The 23,721-nt window shown below is 60.6% G+C and carries 19 protein-coding genes and 1 other RNA gene; 7 read left to right on the forward strand and 13 right to left on the reverse strand.

Annotation, left to right across the window (positions count from 1 at the left end):
- Window positions 1-152 precede the first annotated feature (152 nt).
- On the reverse strand, window positions 153-2,240 hold the full coding sequence (locus DW754_RS01125; RefSeq protein WP_117645902.1) for a glutamine synthetase III: 2,088 nt from the start codon (window positions 2,238-2,240) through the stop codon (window positions 153-155).
- A gap of 426 nt (window positions 2,241-2,666) precedes the next feature.
- Here DW754_RS01125 and DW754_RS01130 point away from each other — a divergent pair, with 426 nt between their 5' ends.
- From DW754_RS01130 to DW754_RS01155, 6 genes are all read left to right on the forward strand, one after another.
- Window positions 2,667-3,539, forward strand: a complete 873-nt coding sequence (locus DW754_RS01130; RefSeq protein WP_117759148.1) for a methylenetetrahydrofolate reductase — start codon at window positions 2,667-2,669, stop codon at window positions 3,537-3,539.
- A complete protein-coding gene (locus DW754_RS01135) occupies window positions 3,539-4,327 on the forward strand; it encodes a hypothetical protein (protein ID WP_117759146.1) in 789 nt (262 codons plus the stop codon). Before DW754_RS01130 ends, DW754_RS01135 begins: the two co-directional genes overlap by 1 nt.
- A 10-nt stretch (window positions 4,328-4,337) precedes the next feature.
- Window positions 4,338-6,896, forward strand: a complete 2,559-nt coding sequence (locus DW754_RS01140) for a homocysteine S-methyltransferase family protein (protein ID WP_199411466.1) — start codon at window positions 4,338-4,340, stop codon at window positions 6,894-6,896.
- 108 nt (window positions 6,897-7,004) lie between these two features.
- Window positions 7,005-8,369, forward strand: coding sequence for a PFL family protein (locus DW754_RS01145; protein ID WP_117759145.1), 1,365 nt, complete (start codon window positions 7,005-7,007; stop codon window positions 8,367-8,369).
- A 316-nt stretch (window positions 8,370-8,685) separates the two neighbouring features.
- Complete coding sequence (locus DW754_RS01150) at window positions 8,686-9,573, forward strand: methyltransferase domain-containing protein (RefSeq protein WP_233508833.1); 888 nt, start codon at window positions 8,686-8,688, stop codon at window positions 9,571-9,573.
- 158 nt (window positions 9,574-9,731) lie between these two features.
- Window positions 9,732-10,031: a YhbY family RNA-binding protein gene (locus tag DW754_RS01155; RefSeq protein WP_117563618.1), complete on the forward strand. Its 300-nt coding sequence runs from the start codon at window positions 9,732-9,734 to the stop codon at window positions 10,029-10,031.
- A 69-nt stretch (window positions 10,032-10,100) separates the two neighbouring features.
- Here the strand turns inward: DW754_RS01155 and DW754_RS01160 are convergent, their stop codons facing one another.
- From DW754_RS01160 to ssrA, 8 genes are all read right to left on the reverse strand, one after another.
- A complete protein-coding gene (locus DW754_RS01160; protein WP_117759141.1) occupies window positions 10,101-13,100 on the reverse strand; it encodes a BTAD domain-containing putative transcriptional regulator in 3,000 nt (999 codons plus the stop codon).
- Window positions 13,101-13,547: 447 nt separating this feature from the next.
- Window positions 13,548-14,276 (reverse strand): glucosamine-6-phosphate deaminase, encoded by a 729-nt coding sequence (nagB, locus tag DW754_RS01165; RefSeq protein ID WP_117759139.1) that lies wholly within the window; start codon window positions 14,274-14,276, stop codon window positions 13,548-13,550.
- A gap of 272 nt (window positions 14,277-14,548) precedes the next feature.
- Window positions 14,549-15,046, reverse strand: coding sequence for a PTS glucose transporter subunit IIA (locus tag DW754_RS01170; RefSeq protein WP_035136902.1), 498 nt, complete (start codon window positions 15,044-15,046; stop codon window positions 14,549-14,551).
- Between the two features lie 71 nt (window positions 15,047-15,117).
- On the reverse strand, window positions 15,118-16,455 hold the full coding sequence (gene glmM, locus DW754_RS01175) for a phosphoglucosamine mutase (protein ID WP_006234694.1): 1,338 nt from the start codon (window positions 16,453-16,455) through the stop codon (window positions 15,118-15,120).
- 123 nt (window positions 16,456-16,578) lie between these two features.
- Window positions 16,579-16,974: a 30S ribosomal protein S9 gene (gene rpsI / locus DW754_RS01180; protein ID WP_022094634.1), complete on the reverse strand. Its 396-nt coding sequence runs from the start codon at window positions 16,972-16,974 to the stop codon at window positions 16,579-16,581.
- Between the two features lie 2 nt (window positions 16,975-16,976).
- Window positions 16,977-17,420, reverse strand: coding sequence for a 50S ribosomal protein L13 (gene rplM / locus DW754_RS01185; RefSeq protein WP_022094635.1), 444 nt, complete (start codon window positions 17,418-17,420; stop codon window positions 16,977-16,979).
- A 192-nt stretch (window positions 17,421-17,612) separates the two neighbouring features.
- On the reverse strand, window positions 17,613-18,491 hold the full coding sequence (locus tag DW754_RS01190) for a patatin family protein (protein WP_117759137.1): 879 nt from the start codon (window positions 18,489-18,491) through the stop codon (window positions 17,613-17,615).
- A gap of 678 nt (window positions 18,492-19,169) precedes the next feature.
- Window positions 19,170-19,533: a transfer-messenger RNA gene (gene ssrA / locus DW754_RS01195) on the reverse strand.
- 239 nt (window positions 19,534-19,772) lie between these two features.
- Here ssrA and DW754_RS01200 point away from each other — a divergent pair.
- Window positions 19,773-20,207, forward strand: coding sequence for a hypothetical protein (locus DW754_RS01200; protein ID WP_117759136.1), 435 nt, complete (start codon window positions 19,773-19,775; stop codon window positions 20,205-20,207).
- A gap of 58 nt (window positions 20,208-20,265) precedes the next feature.
- Here DW754_RS01200 and DW754_RS01205 read toward each other — a convergent pair whose 3' ends face one another.
- The 4 genes from DW754_RS01205 to DW754_RS01220 form a co-directional block, all read right to left on the reverse strand.
- Entirely contained in the window at window positions 20,266-20,781 is a 516-nt protein-coding gene (locus DW754_RS01205; protein ID WP_147336388.1) for a PIN domain-containing protein, read from the reverse strand.
- Window positions 20,778-21,131 (reverse strand): hypothetical protein, encoded by a 354-nt coding sequence (locus DW754_RS01210; RefSeq protein ID WP_117759132.1) that lies wholly within the window; start codon window positions 21,129-21,131, stop codon window positions 20,778-20,780. Before DW754_RS01210 ends, DW754_RS01205 begins: the two co-directional genes overlap by 4 nt.
- A 143-nt stretch (window positions 21,132-21,274) precedes the next feature.
- Window positions 21,275-23,290 carry a heavy metal translocating P-type ATPase gene (locus DW754_RS01215; RefSeq protein ID WP_233508831.1) on the reverse strand — a complete coding sequence of 672 codons (2,016 nt, stop codon included), beginning with the start codon at window positions 23,288-23,290 and terminating at the stop codon, window positions 21,275-21,277.
- A 78-nt stretch (window positions 23,291-23,368) separates the two neighbouring features.
- Window positions 23,369-23,614, reverse strand: coding sequence for a DUF6110 family protein (locus DW754_RS01220; protein WP_055250999.1), 246 nt, complete (start codon window positions 23,612-23,614; stop codon window positions 23,369-23,371).
- Window positions 23,615-23,721 lie beyond the last annotated feature (107 nt).

The raw sequence follows: 23,721 nt of genomic DNA on the forward strand, positions 1-23,721 counted from the left end.
GTACTCATATTTGACGTTATTTGCCCACGACCCCTTATTGCGTTGGCAAATCAGTTGCAAAACGGACTCCAAATCGTCCTTCGCGAACAAAAAGCCGGGGCCCGCGCGATGCGGACCCCGGCTCAATACCATGACGATATGTCGGTTACGCTCTACACGTAGAACAGAATGTCGTCGTAGGTCGGGACCGGCCAGTAGTCGGCGGCCACGATCTCCTCCATGGCATCCACGGCGGCACGCAGCGTATCCATAGCGGGAACGACCTCGTGTGCATACACGTTGGCCTGCTCCTGGCCATCGAGGGCCTCGGCCTTCTGATGCACGGCGTCGAGCGCCTTGATGGAGTCGTTGATGGCGGTGATACCGTTGCAGAGCTTGTTGAGCGTGTTCTGCTCGCACTGCATGGCGGCCTCGGCGCCGGCGGCACGAATAGTCTCAAGGCCCTTAGCGACCTTGGTGGCATAGGCGGTAATGACCGGACGATAGGTACGACGCGCCTCGCGAACCATCGTGGTAGCCTCGATGTTCATGAGCTTGTTGTACTTCTCGAGCTTGCAGTCATAGCGGCACTGAGCCTCGGCCTTGGTCAGGACGCCCGTCTCCTCAAAGAGCGCGATAGCCTTATCGGAAACAAAGGCGGGAAGAGCGTCGGCCGTGGTCTTGTTGTTGGCAAGGCCGCGCTTCTCGGCCTCGATGGGCCACTCGTCGGAGTAACCGTCGCCGGAGAACAGGATGCGCTGGTGATCGGTCAGCACCTTCTTGCAGTACTCGAGCGCGGCGTCCTGGAACTTATCCTCGGGCGTACCCTCGAGTGCGTCGGCGAAGGACTTGAGCGACTTGGCCACGGCGGCATCGAGCACCAGGTTGGAATCGGAGACGTTCTGCTCGGAGCCGCAGGCACGGAACTCAAACTTGTTGCCGGTGAAGGCGAACGGGGAGGTGCGGTTGCGGTCGGTGTTGTCCTGCATCAGCTTGGGCAGAGTATCGGCGCCCAGGTCGAGCACGCCGCGCGTGGCATGGACGGAAGCCTTGCCATCGATGATCTTCTCGACGACCTCGGTAAGCTGGTCGCCCAGGAAGATGGACATAATCGCCGGAGGAGCCTCGTTGGCGCCCAGACGATGATCGTTGCCGGCCGAGGCAACGGAGGCACGCAGGAGCTCCTGATAGTTATCGACGGCCTCGATCACCGCGGTGAGGAAGACGATGAACTGCAGGTTGTCGAGCGGGGTGTCGCCCGGATCGAGCAAATTCTCGGACTCGGTGCCAAGCGACCAGTTGTTGTGCTTGCCCGAACCGTTGATGCCCTCGAAGGGCTTCTCGTGCAGCAGGCAGACCAAGTCGTGGCGGGAGGCGATGAGCTTCATCTTCTCCATCATGACCAGGTTCTGGTCGATGGCCTCGTTGACCTCGCCGTAGACAGGGGCGAGCTCATGCTGGCAGGGAGCGACCTCGTTGTGTTTGGTCTTGGCGGGAATGCCGAGCGCCCACAGCTCATCGTCCAGGTCCTTCATATAGGCCGAGACGGTGGGGCGGATAGCGCCAAAGTAGTGCTCCTCGAGCTCCTGGCCCTTGCAGGGAGCAGCACCAAAGAGGGTGCGACCGGTGATGACCAGGTCCCTGCGCTTGCGGTAAGCGTCCTTCTTGATCAGGAAGTACTCCTGCTCATCGCCCACGGAAGGAACGACCTTCTTGGGGGTCTTGCCAAACAGCGCCAGAACGCGCTTGGACTCACGCGAGAGCGCGGTCATGGAGCGCAGCAGCGGGGTCTTCTTGTCCAGGGCCTCGCCCGTGTAGGAGCAGAAAGCCGTGGGGATGCACAGGACATCGTCCTTAATGAAGGCAGGGCTGGTGGGATCCCAAGCGGTGTAACCACGGGCCTCGAAGGTGGCACGCAGGCCGCCGTTGGGGAAGCTCGAGGCATCAGGCTCGCCCTGGATGAGGTTCTTGCCCGTAAACTTGGTAATGGCGGTGCCGTCGTGGTTGGGCTCGAGGAAGCTGTCGTGCTTCTCGGAAGTAATGCCCGAAAGCGGCTGGAACCAGTGCGCGTAGTGCGTCGCGCCCTTGGAGATGGCCCAGACCTTCATGGCGTGGGCAACGGCGTTGGCCACATCCAGGTCGAGCGGCTCACCGTCCTCGAGGGTTGCAGCAAGGCGCTTCCAAATGTCCTTGGGGAGGTAGTCCTTCATGACTTCCTCAGAGAACACCATGGTCCCGAAGCGGTCAGTAAGTTCGGCCATACGGAACTCCCTTCGTATCGGCACCGCGTGAGAAGCGGTGTTGATTACTAACGAACGAGTCATAGATTAGGCTCGTCGTGTTTCCGCAACATTACCGTTATGTTGCTGTCACGAAACCAATCAATGAGGTTACCGCATCGCGGCGGCGTTGCCGCCCTCAACAGCCAATCAACTGTATAAATTGCAGACCTCTCCCCATGGTTTAAGGGTAGTCAATTTGGGATGGGGCTCTATTAACTGGTATTTCGCATCAGATACCAGTCTTTATAGCCCCATCCTAGATTGACCGCCCTGTTATAGGAAATGCCGATAGTAGGGCATCTTTGATTGGTATCCCCAAATAGCGAGTGAAACTCCACCGTGACACAGTGGTGCTGTAGAATCCTTACAACACATCACACTATTACGTATCTAGAGGAGCACGATATGCGCGTCGACGAGGTTTTTAAGCAGGCAGCATCCCAGGGCACCGCGCCCATTTCGTTTGAGATGTTCCCGCCCAAGGGCGAGCTTACCCTCGACACGGCTCGCGAGGTGGCTGGCAATCTGTGCAAGCTTTCGCCGAGCTTTGTCTCGGTCACCTGCTCGGCCGGCGGCTCGGGCAACGGTGCCACCACCGCCCCCATCGCGCATATGATTACGAGCGAATTCGATACACCCTCGGTGGCGCACCTTACCTGCGTGGGCCGCTCGCACGCCGATATCGCCGCCAAGATCGACGAGTATCGCACCGCCGGCGTTGAAAACATCCTGGCCCTGCGTGGTGATCTTCCCGCTGGCGCGACCGAGGACGACAAGCCCGCCTCGGACTACGCCTACGCCCGCGACCTCATCCCCGAGCTCGTCGACGCCGGCTTTTGTGTGGGCGCCGCAGCCTACCCCGAGGGCCACATTGCCTGTGAGGACCTCAACGTCTCGGTCGAACACCTCAAGCAAAAACAGGACGCCGGCGCGAGCTTCTTTGTGACGCAGCTCTTCTTTGATAACGAGTGCTTCTACCGTTTTCGCGAGCTTGCCGACAAGGCCGGTATCACCGTGCCCATTACCGCGGGCATCATGCCGTTTATGGGCAAGTCACAGATCAGCCGCATGGTCTTTATGTGCGGCGCATCGCTGCCCTCCCCCGTCATCAAGATTCTCGCCAAGTACGAGAACGATCCCGAGAGCCTGCAGGCAGCCGGTGTAGATTATGCCGCCCGTCAGCTTTGCGACCTCAAGGAGCACGGCGCCGCCGGTCTGCACCTGTACACTATGAATCGTCCTGCGATCGCCGCAACCATTATGGAGCGCCTAGGGTAATGGAAAAACCGCACATCGATACAGCTTTTGCCGAAGTGCCGGCCGACCTTGCGTCGCCGGCGCTTTATCGTATCGATACCGCCCACCATCCCCGCGTCGATCGTGCCGAGATGTTGCGCTACCTGGGCTACGGCGGCCAGCAGATTGAACCCGAGCTGTCGCAGCGTATTGAGCTTGTCGTTGAGCGCCTGGAACTGGACATTGAGCCCCGTGGCGTGCGCCGCGTGTTTGCCGTCGATGCCACGGGCGTGGACGAGCAGGGAGAGCCCAGTATCCGTCTGGTTGGCACCAACGTTGAACTGCGTGGTCGCGATATCTATCGCCATCTCAAAGACGCCCACTTTGCCGCGCTCATGGCATGCACCCTCGGCATGGACGCCGAGCGTCGCCTGCGCACCACGGGAGCCCAGCAGCCCCTGGAGGGAGCCGTGCTCGACGCCGCATGCTCTGCCTATGTAGAAGCCGCTGTCGAGCAGATGGACCAGCAAGTCAAGGCTGCGGCCGCGGCACACGGACTCGCTGGCAACTGGCGCTTTAGCCCCGGCTACGGCGACTGTCCGCTTACGGCCCAGCGCTCAATCGTGGCTGCACTCAACGCCACGCGGCTCATCGGGCTTACCGTCACACCCACCAGCCTGCTCATGCCCACCAAGAGCGTGACCGCGGTGATCGGTCTGTTTGACGGCGAGGTCCACGACGCCCAGAGCCGCCCCACCTGCAATATCTGCCGCATGCGCGAGCACTGCCGCTTCCGCGCCGCCCACACCACCTGCTATTCCAGCCATTAGGAGCTCATTGATGTTTACTCCGCTTATCACTCACGATCTGGACGGCGCCGCACTGGCGGCGCCCGTTGATGCTGCCCGTCGTAATGGCGCTGCATACAAGACGCGCACGATCGACGACCTTCGCATTAAGGACGATCGCCTGCGCGCCGCCATCGAGGGCACGGGGCACCTGCTGTTCGACGGCGGCATGGGCACCATGCTGCAGGCGGCCGGCATGAAGGCCGGCGCTCTGCCCGAGCTGCTCAACTTTGAGGAGCCCCAGGTCATTACCGATATTCAGCGCCAATACGTCGAGGCCGGCTGCGACGTGATCACCGCCAACACCTTTGGCGCCAACGCCCACAAGCTCGACGGTGCCGCCACCGTGGCAGATGTCTTTGCCGCGGCCGTCGCCTGTGCCCGCGCTGCCGGCGCCCGCTACGTCGCCGGTGACATCGGTCCCATCGGCGCGTTGCTTCGCCCTTTGGGTACCCTCAGCTTCGACGAGGCTTATGACCTCTTTGCCGAGGAAGTGCGTGCCGGCGTCGATGCGGGCGTGGACCTCTTTATTATCGAGACTATGACCGACCTGGCCGAGATCAAGGCAGCCGTCCTCGCCTGCCGCGAGAACTCCGACCTGCCCGTCTTTGCCACCATGACCTTCGAGGAAGACGGCCGTACCTTCCTGGGAACGAGCCCCGAGGTCGCCGCCATCACGCTCGACGCTATCGGCGCCGACGTTCTGGGCATCAACTGCAGCCAGGGACCGGCCGAGCTCCGAGGGCTCGCTGCGCGCATGCTCACCGTTACCGACAAGCCCGTTATGGTGCAGGCCAATGCGGGACTGCCCCGCGTGGACGATGACGGCAATACCGTCTTTGACATCCAGGCACCCGAGTACGCCGTGGCCGTCGCCGGCATGATTGCCGACGGCGTGAGCGTCGTGGGCGGCTGCTGCGGCACCACGCCGGCGCACATGGCCGCCTTGCGCGCCCTCATCGACAACCACACGCCCAGCCCGCGTCACCGCAAGCCCAGCATGTCGGTCACGAGCGCCCAGACCGTGGTGGACCTTCCCTGCGACGGCCACAAGATCGCCGTCATCGGCGAGCGCATCAATCCCACCGGCAAAAAGCGCCTGCAGCAGGCCCTGCGCGACGGCGACCTGGACTACGTCGTGAGCCAGGGCATCAGCCAGCAAGAGCAGGGCGCCGACATCCTGGACGTCAACGTGGGCCTACCCGAGATCGACGAGGTCAAGGTCATCCAGCAAGCGACCGAGCAGCTCCAAGGCTCCACGCTGCTGCCGCTGCAGATCGACTCCACCGACCCCGCCGCCGTCGAGGCCGCCGTACGTCGCTACGCCGGCAAGCCCATCATCAACTCAGTCAATGGCAAACAGCAGATCATGAACGAGATCTTCCCGCTGGTCGCCCACTACGGCACCAATGTCGTCGGCCTCACGCTCGACGAGGGCGGCATCCCCGATACCGCCGAGGCTCGCTTCGCCATCGCCGAGCGCATCGTGGCCGAGGCCGCCCGCTACGGCATCGGCCCGGACCGCATCCTCATCGACTGCCTGGTCATGACCGCCTCGACCAATCAACGCCAGGCCGAGCAGATCCTGCATGCCATGTCCCTGTGCAAGGAGCGCCTGGGCGTCAAATGCGCGCTCGGCGTGTCGAACATCAGCTTTGGTCTGCCCGCGCGGCCGCTGCTGGGCTCGGTCTTTTTAGCCGCCGCCTTTGGTGCAGGTCTGGACGCCCCCATCATGAACCCGGGTTCCAAGCGCTTTATGGACACCGTCTACAGCTATCGCGTCTTGAGCGTTGAGGACGAGGGCTCGACCGGATACATCGAACGCTACGCCGGCTGGACCGACCCGTACAAGATTGCCGCCAACCCGGCGGCGGCTCAGACCGCATCGACCGACGCCGCGCCCGCTGCCAGCGCCACCACCCCCGACGGCAATGACGACCCGATTCGTCGCATGGTCGTCTCGGGCCGCAAAGGCGAGATCGCTGCCGAGACCGAGCGTCTGCTGGCAGACCACGACGCCATGGACCTCATCAACAATCACTTTATCCCCGCTCTCGACGAGGTTGGCGTCCTCTTTGACCAGGGAAAGTTCTTCTTGCCGCAGCTTATGGCCTCGGCCGAGGCCGCGCGCGTGGGCTTTGACACCATCAAGCGCCTGATGCCCGCCGGCGAGATTGCCGACAAGGGCAAAATCTGCGTGGCCACCGTCAAAGGCGATATCCACGACATCGGCAAGAACATCGTCAAGATGCTGCTCGATAACTACGGCTACACCGTCTTTGACCTAGGCCGCGACGTCGACCCACAAGAGGTGCTCAAGACCGTACGAGAGCGTGACATCAAGCTCGTCGGCCTCTCGGCGCTTATGACTACCACCGTCGTCGCCATGGAAGAGACCATCAAGTTGCTCCATGCCGAGGTTCCAGACGTCAAGATCATCGTAGGCGGCGCCGTGCTCACCCCCGAATACGCCAAGCAGATCGGCGCGGACTACTACGCCAAGGACGCCGCCGAAAGCGCCCGCATCGCCGAAGAGGTCTTTGGCCGGTAACACAACGGAAACAACCCCGCACCAAAACGTGCCGCATGCGCCACTTGGCACGTGCGGCACGTTAGAATAAATAAGACTATGCTCGTTTTGGCAGATAGGAGCGCAAGGATGGCGATCACGCCCGCAGAAATCGCGGAAACCCGCGGCATGGTTGAGGAGCAGAACCTCGACATCAGGACCATCACCATGGGCATTTCGCTCATGGGTTGCGGTGACGAGAACCTCGACCGCATGTGCACGAAGATCTACGACCACGTGACGCACACAGCTGAGCATCTGGTCGAGACCGCCGAGAACCTCGAGCGCGAGTACGGTATCCCCATCGTCAACAAGCGCGTTTCCGTCACCCCGGTGGCGCAGATCGCCGCATGCTGCAAGGATGAGGACCTCACCCCCATCGCGCATGCCCTCGACCGTGCGGCCGAGACGCTCGGCATCGACTACTTGGGCGGCTTCTCCGCGCTCGTTCAGAAGGGCATCGGCGATGCCGACCGCCGCGTCATCCAGTCCATCCCCCAGGCGCTCGCTACCACCAGCCGCGTCTGCTCCAGCGTCAACGTCGCCAGCCTGCGCGCCGGCATCAACATGGACGCCGTGCTTATGGCCGCCCAGACCATCATCGATGCCGCTAAACTCACGGCCGACCAGGATTCCGTCGGCGCTTCCAAGTTTGTCTGCTTTGCTAACATGGTCGAGGACTCCCCGTTTATGGCGGGCGCCGTCCACGGCGGTGGCGAGGCCGACGCCGTCATCAACGTAGGCGTCTCGGGCCCCGGCGTTATGGCCGCAGCCCTGGAGACGCTGCCCGATTCCGCATCGATGATGGAAGTCGCCGAAAAGATTAAGCAGACCGCCTTTAAGATCACCCGTGCCGGCGAGCTCATGAGCCGCGAGGCCGCCCATCGCCTGGGTGTCGAGAAGGGCATCGTCGACCTGTCGCTGGCTCCCACGCCTGCCATCGGCGACTCCGTCGCGCGCATCCTCGAGATCATCGGCGTGGGCACCTGCGGTGGCCCGGGCACGACCTGCGCGCTCGCCATGCTCAACGATGCCGTCAAGAAGGGCGGCGTCATGGCCAGCTCCAGCGTGGGCGGTCTCTCCGGCGCTTTCATCCCCGTGTCCGAGGACGCCGGCATGATCGCCGCCGTCGAAGCCGGTGCGCTTTCGCTCGAGAAGCTCGAGGCCATGACCTGCGTGTGCTCCGTCGGCCTGGACATGATCGCCATCCCCGGCGACACCCCGGTCGAGACCATCGCCGGCATCATCGCCGACGAGATGGCCATCGGCGTCATCAACAACAAGACCACGGCCGTCCGCGTGATTCCCGCCATCGGCAAGGGCGTGGGTGACTGCGTCGAGTACGGCGGCCTGTTCGGCCGTGCACCCATCATGCCGGTGAACCCCAACGCCGGCACCGTGCTCGCCCACCGTGGTGGACGCTTCCCGGCACCGCTGAACTCGCTGAAGAACTAGCTGAGGGGTTCGGGCGAGGAGCCCCGGGGAGGGCAAATATATAAGGTCGCCTGCTCGGACAGTCCTGACTCGCACGGAGAGCACATTAAGTGCTCTCCGGCTCGTGCGGAACTCGCGATCGACCTTATATATTTGCCCTCCCCGGGGCTCCCGCACAACGGGACCTCGGTTGGGTTCTATCCCGGTTGCAGTTGCTTCGCTCCTGCACCACATGGTTGATACGGCGGTTTGGCGTTGGATCGGTTCTTTCTGAAATATGCTGGTTGCGGCTCTTCTTTTGGGGGGAGTCGCTTTTTTGTTGCTAGGAGGTTGGCCCGTGGTTGATGGGAATGCTCGCTCTGAGCTGCTTTCTGCTGATTGGAATGGCGAATGGATGCGTTTGCAAGCTGGTCGGCGGCGGGCTGATGATTCTTTTGAGTGGGATAAGCGGGCTCGGCATTTTCGGCCGCTTGAGACTGCTCCGTATGCCCGGGACTTTATGAAGCTGTTGGCGTTAAAGCCTGGTGAATCGGTGCTTGATATGGGGTGTGGGGCTGGGTCGATTGCCATTCCGCTTGCTCAGGCTGGGCATCCTGTGATTGCTGCTGACTTTTCCCCTGCTATGTTGGGCACGCTTGATGCTGGCATTGAGTACTATGGACTCGAGGATCGCATTACACCGCTTGAGCTTGCTTGGGATGATGATTGGGATTTGGTTGGACCGGTCGCGAAAGCGGTGGATGTTGCCTTTGCCAGTCGGTCGGTTACGACGACCAATCTAAAAGATGCGCTTGCCAAGCTTGATCGAACGGCTCGTCGGCGTTGTGCTGTCACGATGGTCGCTAACTCCAGCCCGCGCTATGATCTGCACTTGATGAACGCTATCGGCGCCTCGGTTACCTGCAGCAATGGCTTTGTGTACGCCTTCAACATCCTCATTCAGATGGGTGTGTTGCCGCAGGTTACATACTTTGAATCGCCTCGTCGCGATACCTTCGATAGCCTTGAAGCGGGCGTGGCGGATTTTTCCCGTATGCTCGAGCATGGCAACGAGGATAAGATCGACCGTCTGCGCGACTACATCGCCCAGCACATGATTGAGAACCCCCATGCCGGTGAGCCGGGATCCAAGGGCGTGCCGCAGGGGCGCTATATGCTCGATCATGTCCGTAAGGTTCGCTGGGCGTTTATTGCATGGGAACCGGTCTCTGAATCCCGCTCGTAGCCCGTTCACAGCCCGAGCTGCCCATTACCTCGGCATCCGCATTCTTTGCGAACTGGGCAAACGCGCTCCACACCGTGCCGTTCCTGCGCTATCGTGGGACAGCTCACGTAGATTAAGGCCCCGTCGCGGGGCGCCCCATACATAGAAAGCGAGAACCCATGGCACTGACAGGAGCCCAGGTCAAGCAGCTTCGCAGCATGGCCCATCACCTCAACCCCGCCATCATCATCGGTAAGTCCGATGTCAACGAGGGCACCGTCGAGCAGACGGTCGCCTACCTGGAGAAGCATGAGCTCGTTAAGTGCTCCGTGCTCGATGGCTCCAGTCTTTCCGCCCGCGAGGCCGCCGAAGAGCTCTCCGAGCGTTGCCACGCCGAGGTCGTCCAGGTCATCGGCCGCAAGTTCTCGCTGTATCGCGAGTCCTCGCGCAAGGACATCGAGAAGATCAAGCTCGTCTAAGAGCCAATGATCCGGCGAGTCAACACATAGCAAGCTTACGGGTGCCCAAGTACTTCGGGCGCCCGTTTTTTATCGCTCGACCAGCACGCGATTGAGCCGCCCCTCCACCAAGCGCTCGTATAGACGCCGCGTCTCGGGCTCGGGCACGCCATTGACCTGCTCCCTTAGATGGTGCATATGCCCGCTGTACAGCTCGACGATATCGCGCCGCCGCCCCGCCGCACTGTAGACGCGCATGGCGCAGCGCACCATATCCTCACGCGCTGTTTCCTGCCGAAGCCCCGACTCCGCCAGCCAAATCGCCGACTGCAGATCGTTTTCTTCTAGAGCGGCATTTGCTCCCTTAATCATGCAATCGATGTACTTTGACTGCATAATGCGTCGCATACGCAAAAAGTAGGTGGGGTTACAGCCATTGGGAACATACAGCGGTCCGGCATAAAGCTGCTCAATCTTAAGGCACAGTTCAACTAAATGGGGCCCGCGCGCACCCGTGCGATTTCCCAAAACCTCGCGGCTTATCTGGTCAAACAGCCGTACATCGGTCTTGACGTAGTCGCCGTTGAGTCCGATGCATTCATTTTGGATGAGCACACACGACTTGCCATCCGGCGTCGGTCCCAAAGCCGACCGCAAGCGCGATATCGTCGAGTACAGGTTGTTGCGGGCGCTATTGAACTCGGCATGGGGCCACAGCTCCATGGCCAGCGTCTCACGATCGACGAGCGCATCCATGCCCAGCGCAAGCCGCTCGGCAAGTGTCGCCGCCTTCTTGCGCCGCCACATTTTGTCCGTGATGGGAAACCCATCGCGCTCGGCGCGAAACGCACCAAACATGCGAATCTCGATATGGTCGATGGTATCAACGGCTTCAACCTCGCCGGCCTGGAACAGGCGCTCGCCCTCCCCTTCCAGATCGTCGCGCAGCGAGTACCGCGACAGCTCGCGCACGGGAAGCTTCTTGCGTATCCTGGCCGCCGGCTCGCCCAGACAATGCATGGCAAGGCGCGCAAAGAGCCGATACGATGGCTCTAGAATCCCCGCACGATTCATGGACATCCAGGCCGCAAGGTCGCTGTCTCGGCCCGCACAGGCCAAATGCAGCGCCACCATCCAGGCTTCTGCGCCACCAACCTGCGTCTGGCTTATATCGAGTAGCTCCGCTTCCTCGCGCACCGAAACCATCGAGGTGTTACGCAGATATGCCGCGCGCTCCAGCAGCAATGCGTTATCGCGCATATACGCAATCGACTCCTCGGCAAGTTTGAGCACTTGGACCGCACGGAACTTTGCATTAACCGGCCGTCCCTCTGCCAGCGACTGCCAGCCTTCTAGCAACAGGCCAAACAGCTGAATCTGGTTGTCGCGCATGCGCACGGCAAAACGATCGAGCTCGTTGAACGCCGCGTCGTCGGTTACCGGCAAGCCGGAAAGGAGCCGCCGTGCCGCCAACACCATGCGCACCCAGATAGCCATCGCCTTAAGCCCGCGTACGTCGAGCGCCTCCCGCACCACCGTCATCTCGTCGTCGCGCTCGTCGGTTCCCGCAAACGACCCGTCAAAGAGCTCCACCAGCATGCTATCGGCCCGTATAACAATCCCCGCGATGTCGAGCTCGCAATCGTAGGCCTTGCTCGTTTTGAGCTGCTGTAGAACGCCGCCGTCATCTCCCCGTTCGGTCAGGCATCGCTTGACCTCGATATGCGCAGACAACATATCGAGTGCGGTATGGGATGTCTCGATTTCTGGCACGGCCAGGTTCGTAGGGAGCCCAAGCCCGTTGTCCCCATAGCAAACAGCCGTCAGTGTCTGGGCCACCCTCCATGAAACAGGGTCTATTTCGCAGGCCGCCCGTTCGCCCCCGCGCTCGATAACCGATGCCATATAGCGAGCGAGCTTTGTATTGGACACGCTGACCGCTGCCAGATATACGCCAAGCGCCTCGGCAGGCGTTGGCTCTGGAGCCGGATCCTCGGCATCGATCGTGCCCAGCGCTGCTCGGCAGATATCGGCCCCGTGCCCCGTCAGAGCCAGATCGACCCCATACTGCCCAGCAAGTTCAAGGACCGCATCACGGTCCAAAAAGGCGTCCGCCAGGCCCATCGCCGCATCGCATCTACCCGCCTTAAGCAAAATCCGGGCCGCCCTCGGAACAAGTTCGGGGCGAATCTCGGCCACCAACTTACGCAAACGCAAGCGTCCGTTATCCTCCGTGCCCAGACACGTAAAACTCCGCTCGGCGGGATCCAAGCCAAAGATCGGGTAGTCGCGTACAAAGTAGGACTGGTCGACCATCGACAGCCTCACCCCGCAAGCCTCGAGTTCTGCGATATTGCCCTCGCCCATCAAAATCATGAGACATGCCACGCAAAACAGCGCATTATTGTCGAGCGAAGCCAGATCGGCAAGTGCCGCGCCATATACGTTGACAATCTCGTTTTCGAGCAGTCCGGCTACGTCGCCTTGGCCATACAGACCCGTCTGCAATGCCGAAACGAGCTCGGGCACGCCCTGTGTGAGCTGATAAAAGTCGAGCGACGTGCTGATCGAAAACGCCGATGCCCACGCCGAATACTCATAGGCATGTACCTTGAGCATCTGCGCATTGATCTTAACCGAATCGCCCAGCCCGTGAATCAGCTGACGATTTGAAGGACGGCAGGAGATAAAGACCCCTACCCCCATAGCGCGCAGGCCGCGAATCCTGTCGATGAGGTCTTCGGTATCGTGCTGATCGAGGTTTGGCACATTATCAATCGCGATAAGGGAGTGCGGTTTGTCTTTGAGTTCTTCGGTAACCACCTCGAGCTGCATAAACACCTCGCGCCCAATGGCGCGATCGGCCTCGATAATCCGCACGGGGCCTCGCGTCGGGTCGCATTTAACCTCATGGGTGTACTGCAGCAGCACCGAGGTCTTCCCAAACCCGTCGGGCGCATAAAGAACCACGATGCCGGCCTTTCGGCCCTTGGCTATAAGCTCATTCATCAAGCGTTCGCGGCGCACCATATAGCCTCCGCCCAGCGGCATCAGCTCGAGGCCGTCTATACTGCTCAAATCGTTTACCATGCCCGCTCCTCAACTCGACCGTATGGACACTGTAACCGCAAGACCATACAAGCCGCACTATGAATAGAGCGACCTTGTGTTTTAGGTTGTCTTTTGGTACGCAAGCGGCAAGTTTTTGTACAGCAAGGGCCGATTGTTATTAATCCCCCGACTAATCGGTCTTTAAGCAGGTAAATGAGCTTGTCAGCTTGTCCCATCTAAGCGGCAGTGTAACGTAAATGAACAAGGTTCAGCCATGTCATTCAACTCGCCTAGCACCCGCTACCGTCTACGACCTTTTAGTGGCATTTTTGCATAGAATCTGGTATGGAATGAATCAAGCTGTTGGCATCCGGCATTCGTCAAGCTTACGGCAAGATTTTGGTCAAGCGGGCGGAGAGGGATAACAAAAAGGCCCCCGCAATGCGGAGGCCTTAGGCAAGGCTATGTCGAGGTGCAGGATTCGCGCTACTCGCAGAGCGAAAGGGCGGCCTCGTCGGCAACGACAACGCAGTTGGTGTGCAGCTGCAGGATCGAAGCCGGGCACTCGGGCGTAACCGGACCATAGCACATGTCGTGCACGGCCTGAGCCTTGGCCTCGCCGTTGGCGACGACCAGGATCATGCGGGCATACATGATGGTCTGGGTACCCATGGTGTAGGCCTGACGGGGCACGTCGTCGATGCTGTCGAACAGGCGGCTGTTGGCCTGAATGGTGCTCTCGGTGAGGTCGACGCAGTGCGTACCCTTGGAGAAGTGGTCATCGGGCTCGTTAAAGCCAATGTGACCGTTGTTGCCAATGCCGAGCAGCTGCAGGTCCGGGTAACCGGCGGCAGCGACGATCTTGTCGTACTCGGAGCAGGCAGCGGCGGCGTCGGGGTTGGAGCCATCGGGCACGTGCGTGTTGTTCAGATCGATATTGATGTGATCGAAGAAGTTCTCGCGCATAAAGTAGTGATAGCTCTGGGGATCGTCGTGCGAAAGGCCACGATACTCGTCCAGGTTATAGGTGCTGACCTCGGAGAAGTCGATGTCGCCCTTCTTGTACCAAGCAGCGAGCTGATTATAAGCGCCAATCGGGGTGGAGCCGGTGGCAAGACCAAGCACGCAATCGGGCTTGAGGATAACCTGGGCCGAGATGATATTAGCGGCCTTGCGGCTCATATCCTCGTAGTCTTTAGCTTTAATGATCTTCATTACGCGTCCTTTCTCGTACAAGAGAGGCAAGGCTCCCTTTACAAGCACTTGCCCGCGGCCCGCGTCGGCCGCAACCAACGTGTGCGGCCACCAGGGCGAGGTCGCGTAATGTATGTGTCTCGTGTCTAGCCGCGTCGAGGCCCCTGCCCGTCCACGGTGACCCAAAGCTGTTTAGCTTCGGACGTTTCCCATCTTGCCACGGAGGGCGCCCTCTTTCAAGGGTGCCCTCCGTAAACGTGATTGAATTGTAGGCTAAAGGCCAAGCGGAGCGACTAGCGCTCACGCGCGACGATGAGCTGGTCCATCTCCTCGACATGCTCTCCAACGGAGCCCTTAATGCTCGAGAACTCAACGGAGTTGCACACCAAGATGGGAACCGTCACATCGTAGCCCTCGGCAGCAATTGCCTCGCGATCGAACTCAATAAGTACATCGCCCTTATGGACGATGTCACCCACTTGCGCATGTACGGTAAAGTGTTTGCCCTCGAGCTGAACAGTGTCCAAACCAACGTGGATGAGCACGTCCAGGCCATCGACCGTGTTAAGCGCAACGGCGTGTCCCGTGGGAAAAATGGCCTCGACCTTGGCGTCAGCCGGTGCAATCACACGCGTTCCGGTGGGCTGAATCGCCACGCCCTGGCCCAAAAGGCCGGTGGCAAACGTCTGGTCATTGACCTCGGACAACGGAATGACGTCGCCCGAGATAGGAGCATCCAGCGTAAGGACTCGACCACGCATACCAAAAGACCTTAGGACTTTAGTGAACATGCTCCCCCTCGGACATACTAATCAATCAAAATAACCTTGACAGTTTACCACTTGGCACCGGTTTTTGACCATTAGGGAAGTTCGCGCTTGACAACCTCGACGATGTCGTCGACAACGCGCTGGGTCAGCTCGTGCGTCTCGGCCTCGGCCATCACGCGGACCAGCGGCTCGGTACCGCTCGGGCGCACCAGAATGCGGCCGCGGCCGTCAAGCTCCTTCTCGGCAGCAGCGACGGCATCCCAGATGGGCTGGCAATCGTCCAGACCGGCCTTGTTGTCGGAATGCACGTTGACGAGTACCTGCGGGTACTTCTTCATGATGCCGGCAAGATCGGTGAGGGTACGACCGGTGCGCTTGAGCACGGCCAGCAGCTGCAGAGCCGTCACCAGGCCGTCGCCGGTGGTGTTGTGCTCTAGGAAGATGATGTGGCCGGACTGTTCGCCGCCGATGACGGCGCCGTCCGCGAGCATGCGCTCAAGAACATAACGGTCGCCCACAGCGGTCTGAACCATCTCGAAGCCCTGCTCCTTCATAGCGATGGAGAAGCCCAGATTGCACATGACGGTCGAGACGATCTCGGAGTTGGCGAGCTTGCCGCGAGCGGCAAGGTCAGAACCGCAGATAGCCAGGATGTAGTCGCCATCGATCTCGTTGCCCTCGCTGTCCACGAACAGCACGCGATCGGCGTCGCCATCGTGGGCCAGGCCGATATCGGCGTGGGTGCGCAGCACGAGCTCGCGCAGGGGCTCAAGGTGAGTGGAGCCGCACTCAACGTTAATGTCAGTGCCGCAGTAATCGGTGTTGATGGCATGGACCGTGGCACCCAGGCGCTGCAGCGCGGCGGGCGTAGTCTGGCAAGAAGCACCATGGCCGCAGTCGACGGCAACGACCAGGCCGTCGAGCCTCAGGCCATCAAGCGTATCGATGGCGTGGTCGACGTACGCCTTGCGAGCGTCCTTCATCTTGATGATGTGGCCCACGCCGGCACCGGTCGGCAGCGTATCGGCAGCCATGGCCTCCTCGGACATGACCCAAGCGCTGATCTCTTCCTCGACAGCATCGGGAAGCTTCATGCCCTTGCGGCTAAAGAACTTGATGCCGTTGAACTCCGGAGGATTGTGCGAAGCAGAGATGACGATGCCGCCGTCGAGCTCATTTTGGACAGTGAGCAGCGCCACGGCCGGCGTAGGGATAACGCCGCAGCAATGCGGGCGGCCGCCCTCGGCCATGATGCCGGCGGTCAGAGCGCTCTCGAGCATGGTGCCCGAAAGACGCGTGTCGCGGCCGATGCAAATGTCCGGACCAAGGAACTTGGTCGCCGCACGGCCAAGGCGAAACGCGAGGTCACACGAGAGGTCGGCGTTGGCGACGCCACGGACGCCGTCGGTACCGAAGATGTTCTGGGGCATAGGATCGCTCCTTCCCAAGTAGGCAAAACACAGTCGCCCACTCTAGTCGAAAATGAAAAGCGGGACCCGCCGAGCAATCGGCAGGCCCCGCTTGTACATTGTATCTCGTAAGGAGATAAAACCTTAGCGCTTGGAGAACTGGGGAGCGCGGCGGGCCTTCTTGAGGCCGTACTTCTTGCGCTCGACCACGCGAGCATCGCGCGTAAGGAAACCGGCCTTCTTAAGGTCAGCACGGTAGTCGCCAGCGTTCAGAAGAGCGCGAGCGATGCCCAGGCGCAGAGCGCCGGACTGACCGGAGATGCCGCCGCCATCGCACAGAGCGATAACGTCGAACTGACCGGCGGTGTCGGTCACCTTAAAGGGAGCAAGGGCGTTCTCAACGAGCTGATGACGGCCGAAATACTGCTCGGCGTCACGCTTGTTGATGGTCACCTTGCCGGTGCCGGGGACGAGACGGACGCGGGCGACGGCGTTCTTACGACGGCCGGTACCCTGGTAGACAACGGTGTTCTCAGCCATCTTTAAGCCTCCAGCTCAATCTTCGTGGGGTTCTGGGCAGCATGCGGATGCTCGGCACCAGCGTAGACCTTAAGCTTGGTCATCTGGGCACGGCCGAGGGTGGTCTTGGGCAGCATACCGCGAACGGCGCGCTCGATGACCTTCTCCGGGTGCTTCTCCATAGCCTGGCGGAAGCTCTCAGCCTTGAGGCCGCCGTTGTAGCCGCTGTGGCGATAATAGGTCTTCGTGTCGGCCTTGTTACCGGTAAGCTGGACCTTATCGGCGTTGATGACGACGACGAAGTCGCCGCAGTCGCTGTTGGGCGTGAACTGGGGCTTGTTCTTACCGCGCAGGATCATTGCGATCTGGGTGGCAAGACGGCCCAGGACAGCACCATCGGCGTCGACGAGAACCCAGTTGCGCTGGACCTCGCCCTGCTTGGCGTAGTGAGTCGATTTCGAAATCACTTAGACTCCTCCATGTACAGTACGTGTTGTTACAGAGATTCACGGGGCTCTGCAAGTAACCCGTCCATATTACCCCGCTCGCCGTACGAGTCAACAGGTATTTTGGCTCCGACCAGAGTTTCTGCACATGTCATCCACGAGCCGTGATTTTCCAGCTCTTTAGCTGTTGTCATTTTTGAGGGTTTGCCGTCGCTAGCGTTCAACGAACTCTTGGATTTCCGCGAGCAGGCGCTTTGCCTCCTGACGGCCCTGGATATACAGGTCCAATAGCTTTGCCGGGTCGTGTTCGACATGGCCGACCTCGACCGGCTTTTGCGGAGCGACGACCAACGCACGGCCCTCGCGCTCATACTTCCACAGGTGCATGCGCTGGATGTTGTAACGGTCGTGGCGCGTCTCGATAGCCTCGAGCAGATAGGGGTAGTCGGCATAACGCGCACGCGCGGCCGGCAAAAACTCGTAGGGCTTTTTCTCATACGAACGGTCCTGCGTGACGATGACGACCGCACGGTCGAAGCCCGCCTCCTCGAGCACATGCTCGATAGGAACCGAATCGGCCACGCCGCCGTCGACGTATTTGTGCCCGTCAATCTCGACCGGCGGCGTCACCAGCGGCAGCGAGGTCGAGGCGCGCACGGCGTCGAGATCGAGCACGGCGCTTTTGACCGGGAGGTACGTGGCGGTTCCAAAGAGCATGTCCGTCGCGACAGCGTACATCTCGATGGGGCTCGCGTCGAAGGTCTCGTTGTCAAAGGGATCCAGGCGGTCCTGGACATCGTTGAAGATAAAGTCGTAACCCACAATGGAGCCCGTGGACGCAAACGATGCGGCGCCCATGAAGCGGTTGTCGTTGCAGAAAGCCAGGTTGATGCGGTTGGCACGGCCGATCTGGTGCGACTTGTAGTTCACGCCGTTGAGGGCGCCGGCCGATACGCCATATACCGCCGGAATCTCGACGCCGGCCTCCATGAGAACGTCGAGCACGCCCGCGGTAAACTGCCCGCGAAAACTACCGCCCTCCAAGACGAGCGCGACCTTGCCGGCGTTCTTTGCCTTATCTTCTGCAGTCATATTGACCTCCTGCGATTGCGTTTTGGCCTTCTTCTACCCAGTTTTGGGATGGAGGGCGCGCAGGTTTTTCGAGGCGGCAGGTGCAGCGGAAAGTGCGTCCCAGTTTGAGGCGGGATTACGGGATGCGCTTTCCGCTTGGACCGCCGTTGGGAAAGCGCGACCCGTTCTGAGCGCGGATTCCGGGATATACTTTCCGCTAGCCATTCATTTGGAAATTGCATCCCATTCCGAATGAAGATTCCGGGATGCAGTTTCCGCTTGAGGCGTCATCCGGAAACTGCACCCCAGTCTGAGCCGGAATTCCGGGATGGATTTTCCGCCTGGGCCGCCGTTAGGAAAGCGTGTCCCACCCTGCGTTGCCGTAGCGTTTGCTTAACGTCCGCGCCCTAAACAGAGTTCGATTCTCCGCGGATGAAGGGGATCTGTCGGCGCGGGGCACAGCCAGCAGAAATGCCGTCGGCAGCACATCTGTTTTGGCTGGGGCTTTGCGCGGAGAATCCGCGTATTTGCTTCGCAAATCCGCACCGGCTTCGGCCGCCTGCCGGCGTCCTCGCCCGCGGGCTAAAAACGCTTACGCGTTTTCTTTACGCCCGCGCCCTGCACAGAGTTCGATTCTCCGCGGTGCGGACAAGAAATAAAAAGGCAGGTAGATATGAGTATCTACCTGCCTGTTACTTATGGTGGAGGCGCGGAGAATCGAACTCCGGTCCACGAAAGCCCCCTGATTGGCATCTCCAAGCTCAGTCGCTGGTTTAGTCTCGGACGCTTTGCGCGCAGCGACACGCTCGCGGTGTCCTAACCGGTTCGGTCTTAGCCTGCGCCATACCGATTACGTGCGCAGGAGCATTCCCCTAACATGACGTCGCGCCGGTGTCGGGGAAATCACCGGGTTGACGCGCCGCTATAAACTAAGCAGCGAGAGCCATAGGCTCAAAAGAAGAGTTGTTGTCAATTCAATTTGACGGTACCCCTGTTTAACGAGGCGAGGAGACCTCGGCTTGCTTCCTCTCTCAGAGCTATCGTGTCGAAACCAGTCGCCCCCGAATGTCGGGAAAGTCTGGATGGCATCGGGCCTGCAAACACCCGATAACCGTCGACTTTTCAAGGAACACGCGGGGCGAGCCCCGCTTGTGGAGTGCTATCTTACCACGTTCTAAAGGCAGACAGCTGTTCTATGCACGAGCTGTGAAGACCCCAATGTGCGCCGCACTTCACACTTTTGCCACCGAACGCGTCACGTATATTTTCGCCAAGCAAAATTGACCCGTCGAAAGGACCGTTATGGATACCAAGCAGCAACTCGTCAATGCCCTCGCAGGCCTGGGCTCAACCATTACCGAAGCTATGGATGTCATCGAAGGCTTTGTCCCCTGCGGACATCCCGCCCTCACGGTATCGAACGCACTCGTCGCGCTGGACGCTGACGATGATGCAGCTCTCGCCCAGCAGCTTGAGACCGTCGAGAGCTTTATCGACCACGTGAGCGAAAACCGCGGCGTGACCGCCTACCACGGCGTCGAGGTCGAGCTCGCAGGTCCCAAAGCCGATCTGCTCGCAGCAATCCGCGAGGCAGGCGCCCTTATGCAGACCGCAGGCGTCAAGAACACCCAGGTCAACGAGTGGGTCTACCGAAGCCTGGCAGCACTCGACAGCTCCGACGAAAAGGCAGCCGAGCAGCTCGCAGAAAGTCCCGCCATTAAGGCCGAGCTTTTGTAAATAGCAGACGCGGGCCCCTTGGCGCATCGTCGTCCAAGAGGCCCGCAAACAGTTCGCGTCAACCGATAGCCGCGCCGCCGCGTTCGGCCAAAGCAAGAATCGGTATCATCTGGCGCGGGGTCTTTGCTGCAAGATCGGCATGTTCGAGCAGTTTGCGATCGTTGGTCACCAAGTAATCGACCTGCGCGCGCTTGCACGCGGCGAGCACCAAGTTGTCCTCGTAATCGCGATGGAGCGCTAAGTATTTGTCGGCCAGCCAAAGGTCCGACGCATCTGCACCCACGGCCGTGGCGTTTTCGGTCATATTCCGAATAAACGCCAGCGCCGCATCGCCAATCGCGCGGGCAGAAGCCTCGTCGAGCGCTCCCCCACTGGCAAGAACGCTGCGCTTCAGTTCGTGTTGGACAACGTACAGCACGTCCTTGGCGATATGCACTGGAAAGAACAGCGATGCCCCCGTCTCCGTCGCCTGTCCAATAAACGCACGCGCGGCAAGCGACTCGGCATGGTCAACGCAAAACGAATCAACCCATACGTTGGCATCCACCATTATTTTGAGGGGAGCCCCGCTCACAGGATCATCCCCTTTTGGCGATAGCGCTCATCCATGGCTTCGGAATAGATTGTGTCCCAATCGCGATCGTCGGATACGGGCGACGTAGCGATGCCAAGGTCCGCGTAAAGCTGATCCGCCGCCGCCCATGATGCGGCGAACGGAGTATCGGGCGCGACGGTCCGCTGCCGGTCGTCGACGGCCGCAAGCACTTCCTCGCACTGCCCGCCACCCTGCGCGACCTTGGCCACCACCTTTTTGATGAGCTCGGGCAGTGACCCGCCCGAAAGCCGCAGCACCTCCTCGGCACGGTTCTTGACCTGGCGATCCACGCGAACGTTCACCTGCGCCATGCCGCTAACAGCACCCACGTCGATTCCGCTCCCTTCAATTGCTAGCACCGCTAGCAACACTATATAGAGAAGCTAGCACATGGTCAAATGCAAAAAGCCTGCGCCTGGACGACACCGATGCCGTCTGGGCGCAGGCCAGATAACGTGGGCGAACACGTCTGCTAACGCAGGTACGCCTTCGCGTTGCTCAGGCTGTAGGCAATCGTCGAGCCGTTGTGCAGCAGCGACGACGCCTGCGGGGTTATCGTTCCGGTAATGCCCAGTGCCAACAGCGCTGAGTTGGTGAGCATCACCTTAGAGTAGGAGCTCGTCAGACGATCAACGAGGCCCTGACTCATGCGGCGCAGGCGCACGATCGCGGCGAGATCCGTGTCGGCCAGGATGATATCGGCGACCTCCTTGGCGATGTCGCTTCCGCCACCCATCGCCAAGCCCACGTCGGCCAAACCGAGCGCCGGCGAATCGTTGACGCCGTCGCCCACCATGGCAACATGGCGCCCCTCGCTCTTAATGCGCTCCACATAGGCGTACTTGTCCTCGGGCAGCAGTTCGGCCTTAAACTCGTCGACACCCGCCTCGCGCGCGATGCGCTCGGCCGTGCGCTCCGAATCGCCCGTGAGCATAACGACATGCTTGATGCCCAGCGCATGCAGGTCGGCAATAGCCTCACGGACCCCGGGCTTGAGCGGATCCTCAATGCCGAGCACGCCGACGACCGTGCCGTCGACCGCCAGATACAGCGGCGACAGGCCCTGCATCTGGGACTCGATTTGCTCTTGCGTCTCTGCCTCTAGCTGGGCATGCTCGTCCTCAAACACAAAATGCGCCGAACCGATGATTGCGCGACGATCCTCGATGGACGAAGCGATGCCGTGCGCCACGATGTACTCGACGGCAGCATGTCGCTCGCGATGCTCGAGGCCACGCTCGCGGGCGGCGTTGACCACAGCGCGTGCCACCGGATGCGGAAAATGCTCCTCCAAGCAGGCGGAAAGGCGCAGAACCTCGTCCTCGCTCCAGCCATCGGTGGTGAGCACACAGGCAAGACGCGGCTGCGCCTCGGTGAGTGTGCCGGTCTTATCAAACACGATGGTGTCGGCCTTGGCAAACGACTCAAAGTACTTCGCGCCCTTGACCATGACGCCCATCTTGGCAGCATCGCTCATGGCAGTCATGACGGCGACGGAACCCGTTAGCTTGAGCGCGCACGAGTAGTCGACCATCAGCGCCGCCGAGGTCTTAATGAGGCTACGCGTAGTGAGAGCGACAAGGCCCGCGAGCAGGAAGTTCCACGGGACGATCTTGTTGGCGAGGTCTTCCATGTGCGACTGGCCCTCGGACTTGAGCGAGTCGGCCGTCTGCACGAGTGAGACAATCGAGCGCAGCTTGGTCTGTGCCGTGTTGGCGCGCACGCGCACCAAGATGCTGCCGTCTTCCACGACGGTACCGGCGAACACGTCGTCGCCCACGCTGCGCTCGACGGCCAGCGGCTCGCCGGTCAGGGTCGCCTGGTTGACCATGGCGCTCCCCTGCTCGACCACGCCGTCGATGCAAATGGACATGCCAGTACGCACGGCGACCAGATCGCCGGGCTCAAGCTCGGTCGCGGCAACGCTTACCTCGGTGTCGCCGACGACCTTTTGCGCCTTGTCGGGCACATCGAGCAGCGAGTTGATGAGCTCGTTTTCGCTCATGGCGCGGGTGTAGTCCTCGAGCAACTCACCCACGTTGAGCAGGAACATCGTCTGGCCCGCGGTGTCAACATCACGTTTGACGAACGAAATGCCGATGGCCGAAGCGTCGAGCACGGGAACGGTCAGGCGCGGCTGCGCGAGCTCACGGAGGGCAGCGCGCAAAAATGCCATGTAACCGGCCACGACAAACACCGCACGCAGGGGCGTGGGCAAAAACCAGCGACGTGCGTAATGGGCACCGACGAGTGTCGCCAGGTCCATAACGAGTTTGTGCTTGCGCGGCTCAAGCTGCATCACGTAACCCGTCTTTGCGTCGGCAATGGCCTGAGCGTCGAGCGCACCGACGGCGGCCAGCACGGCATCGCGACACGGCTCATCATATTCGAGCGCTAACTGGCCAATACGGCCATAGACGCGCACCTTGCGCACGCCGTCGATGTCACCACTGAGTTTAAGAAGCGCATCGAGATCGCTCTCTGGCACAGGACCCGCCAACTGGAGGCGGGTCCTGCCGGGGATCTCGCTGATAATCGAGAATCTCATAGTTTGTGCCTAGGAGCGCTACTCGGCTGCCTCGTCAGCAGCGGCCTCGCTCTGGGTGATGTAAGCAGCCTCGGCAACCATGTCGTCGACATTAGCCTTGGCCTGCTCGACCATGTCCTGGTAGCCGTTCTTGATGCGCATGCCGCACGCAATGCCCTGAACGCAGGCATTCTTGACCGGAGCGCTGGTAAGCAGCTTGATGCCGGCCGTGCCAAGCAGAAAACCGCCACCGACAAGCAGGGTATTGAACGTCGACTTCTTCATGTTGCTTCTCCCTTTTGCCGCATTGGACGCGGCATGGTGCTTCAGCACCCGAGTAAACAAGTTTGCTCGAGCACACTTTTGGAAAATAGTTTAGTTTATCTAACTAT

The sequence above is a fragment of the Collinsella sp. AM29-10AC genome (assembly GCF_003469085.1).
Taxonomy (GTDB): Bacteria; Actinomycetota; Coriobacteriia; order Coriobacteriales; family Coriobacteriaceae; genus Collinsella.

Bases quoted from the DNA above. Each gene is read 5' to 3' on its own strand.
- DW754_RS01135 (WP_117759146.1), top strand. From the start codon at position 3,539: ATGGAAAAACCGCACATCGATACAGCTTTTGCCGAAGTGCCGGCCGAC.
- DW754_RS01170 (WP_035136902.1), bottom strand. From the start codon at position 15,046: ATGTTCACTAAAGTCCTAAGGTCTTTTGGTATGCGTGGTCGAGTCCTT.
- DW754_RS01160 (WP_117759141.1), bottom strand. From the start codon at position 13,100: ATGGTAAACGATTTGAGCAGTATAGACGGCCTCGAGCTGATGCCGCTG.
- DW754_RS01125 (WP_117645902.1), bottom strand. From the start codon at position 2,240: ATGGCCGAACTTACTGACCGCTTCGGGACCATGGTGTTCTCTGAGGAA.
- DW754_RS01220 (WP_055250999.1), bottom strand. From the start codon at position 23,614: ATGAAGAAGTCGACGTTCAATACCCTGCTTGTCGGTGGCGGTTTTCTG.
- DW754_RS01145 (WP_117759145.1), top strand. From the start codon at position 7,005: ATGGCGATCACGCCCGCAGAAATCGCGGAAACCCGCGGCATGGTTGAG.
- DW754_RS01200 (WP_117759136.1), top strand. From the start codon at position 19,773: ATGGATACCAAGCAGCAACTCGTCAATGCCCTCGCAGGCCTGGGCTCA.
- glmM (WP_006234694.1), bottom strand. From the start codon at position 16,455: ATGCCCCAGAACATCTTCGGTACCGACGGCGTCCGTGGCGTCGCCAAC.
- DW754_RS01130 (WP_117759148.1), top strand. From the start codon at position 2,667: ATGCGCGTCGACGAGGTTTTTAAGCAGGCAGCATCCCAGGGCACCGCG.
- nagB (WP_117759139.1), bottom strand. From the start codon at position 14,276: ATGAAGATCATTAAAGCTAAAGACTACGAGGATATGAGCCGCAAGGCC.
- DW754_RS01190 (WP_117759137.1), bottom strand. From the start codon at position 18,491: ATGACTGCAGAAGATAAGGCAAAGAACGCCGGCAAGGTCGCGCTCGTC.
- DW754_RS01155 (WP_117563618.1), top strand. From the start codon at position 9,732: ATGGCACTGACAGGAGCCCAGGTCAAGCAGCTTCGCAGCATGGCCCAT.
- DW754_RS01140 (WP_199411466.1), top strand. From the start codon at position 4,338: ATGTTTACTCCGCTTATCACTCACGATCTGGACGGCGCCGCACTGGCG.
- rpsI (WP_022094634.1), bottom strand. From the start codon at position 16,974: ATGGCTGAGAACACCGTTGTCTACCAGGGTACCGGCCGTCGTAAGAAC.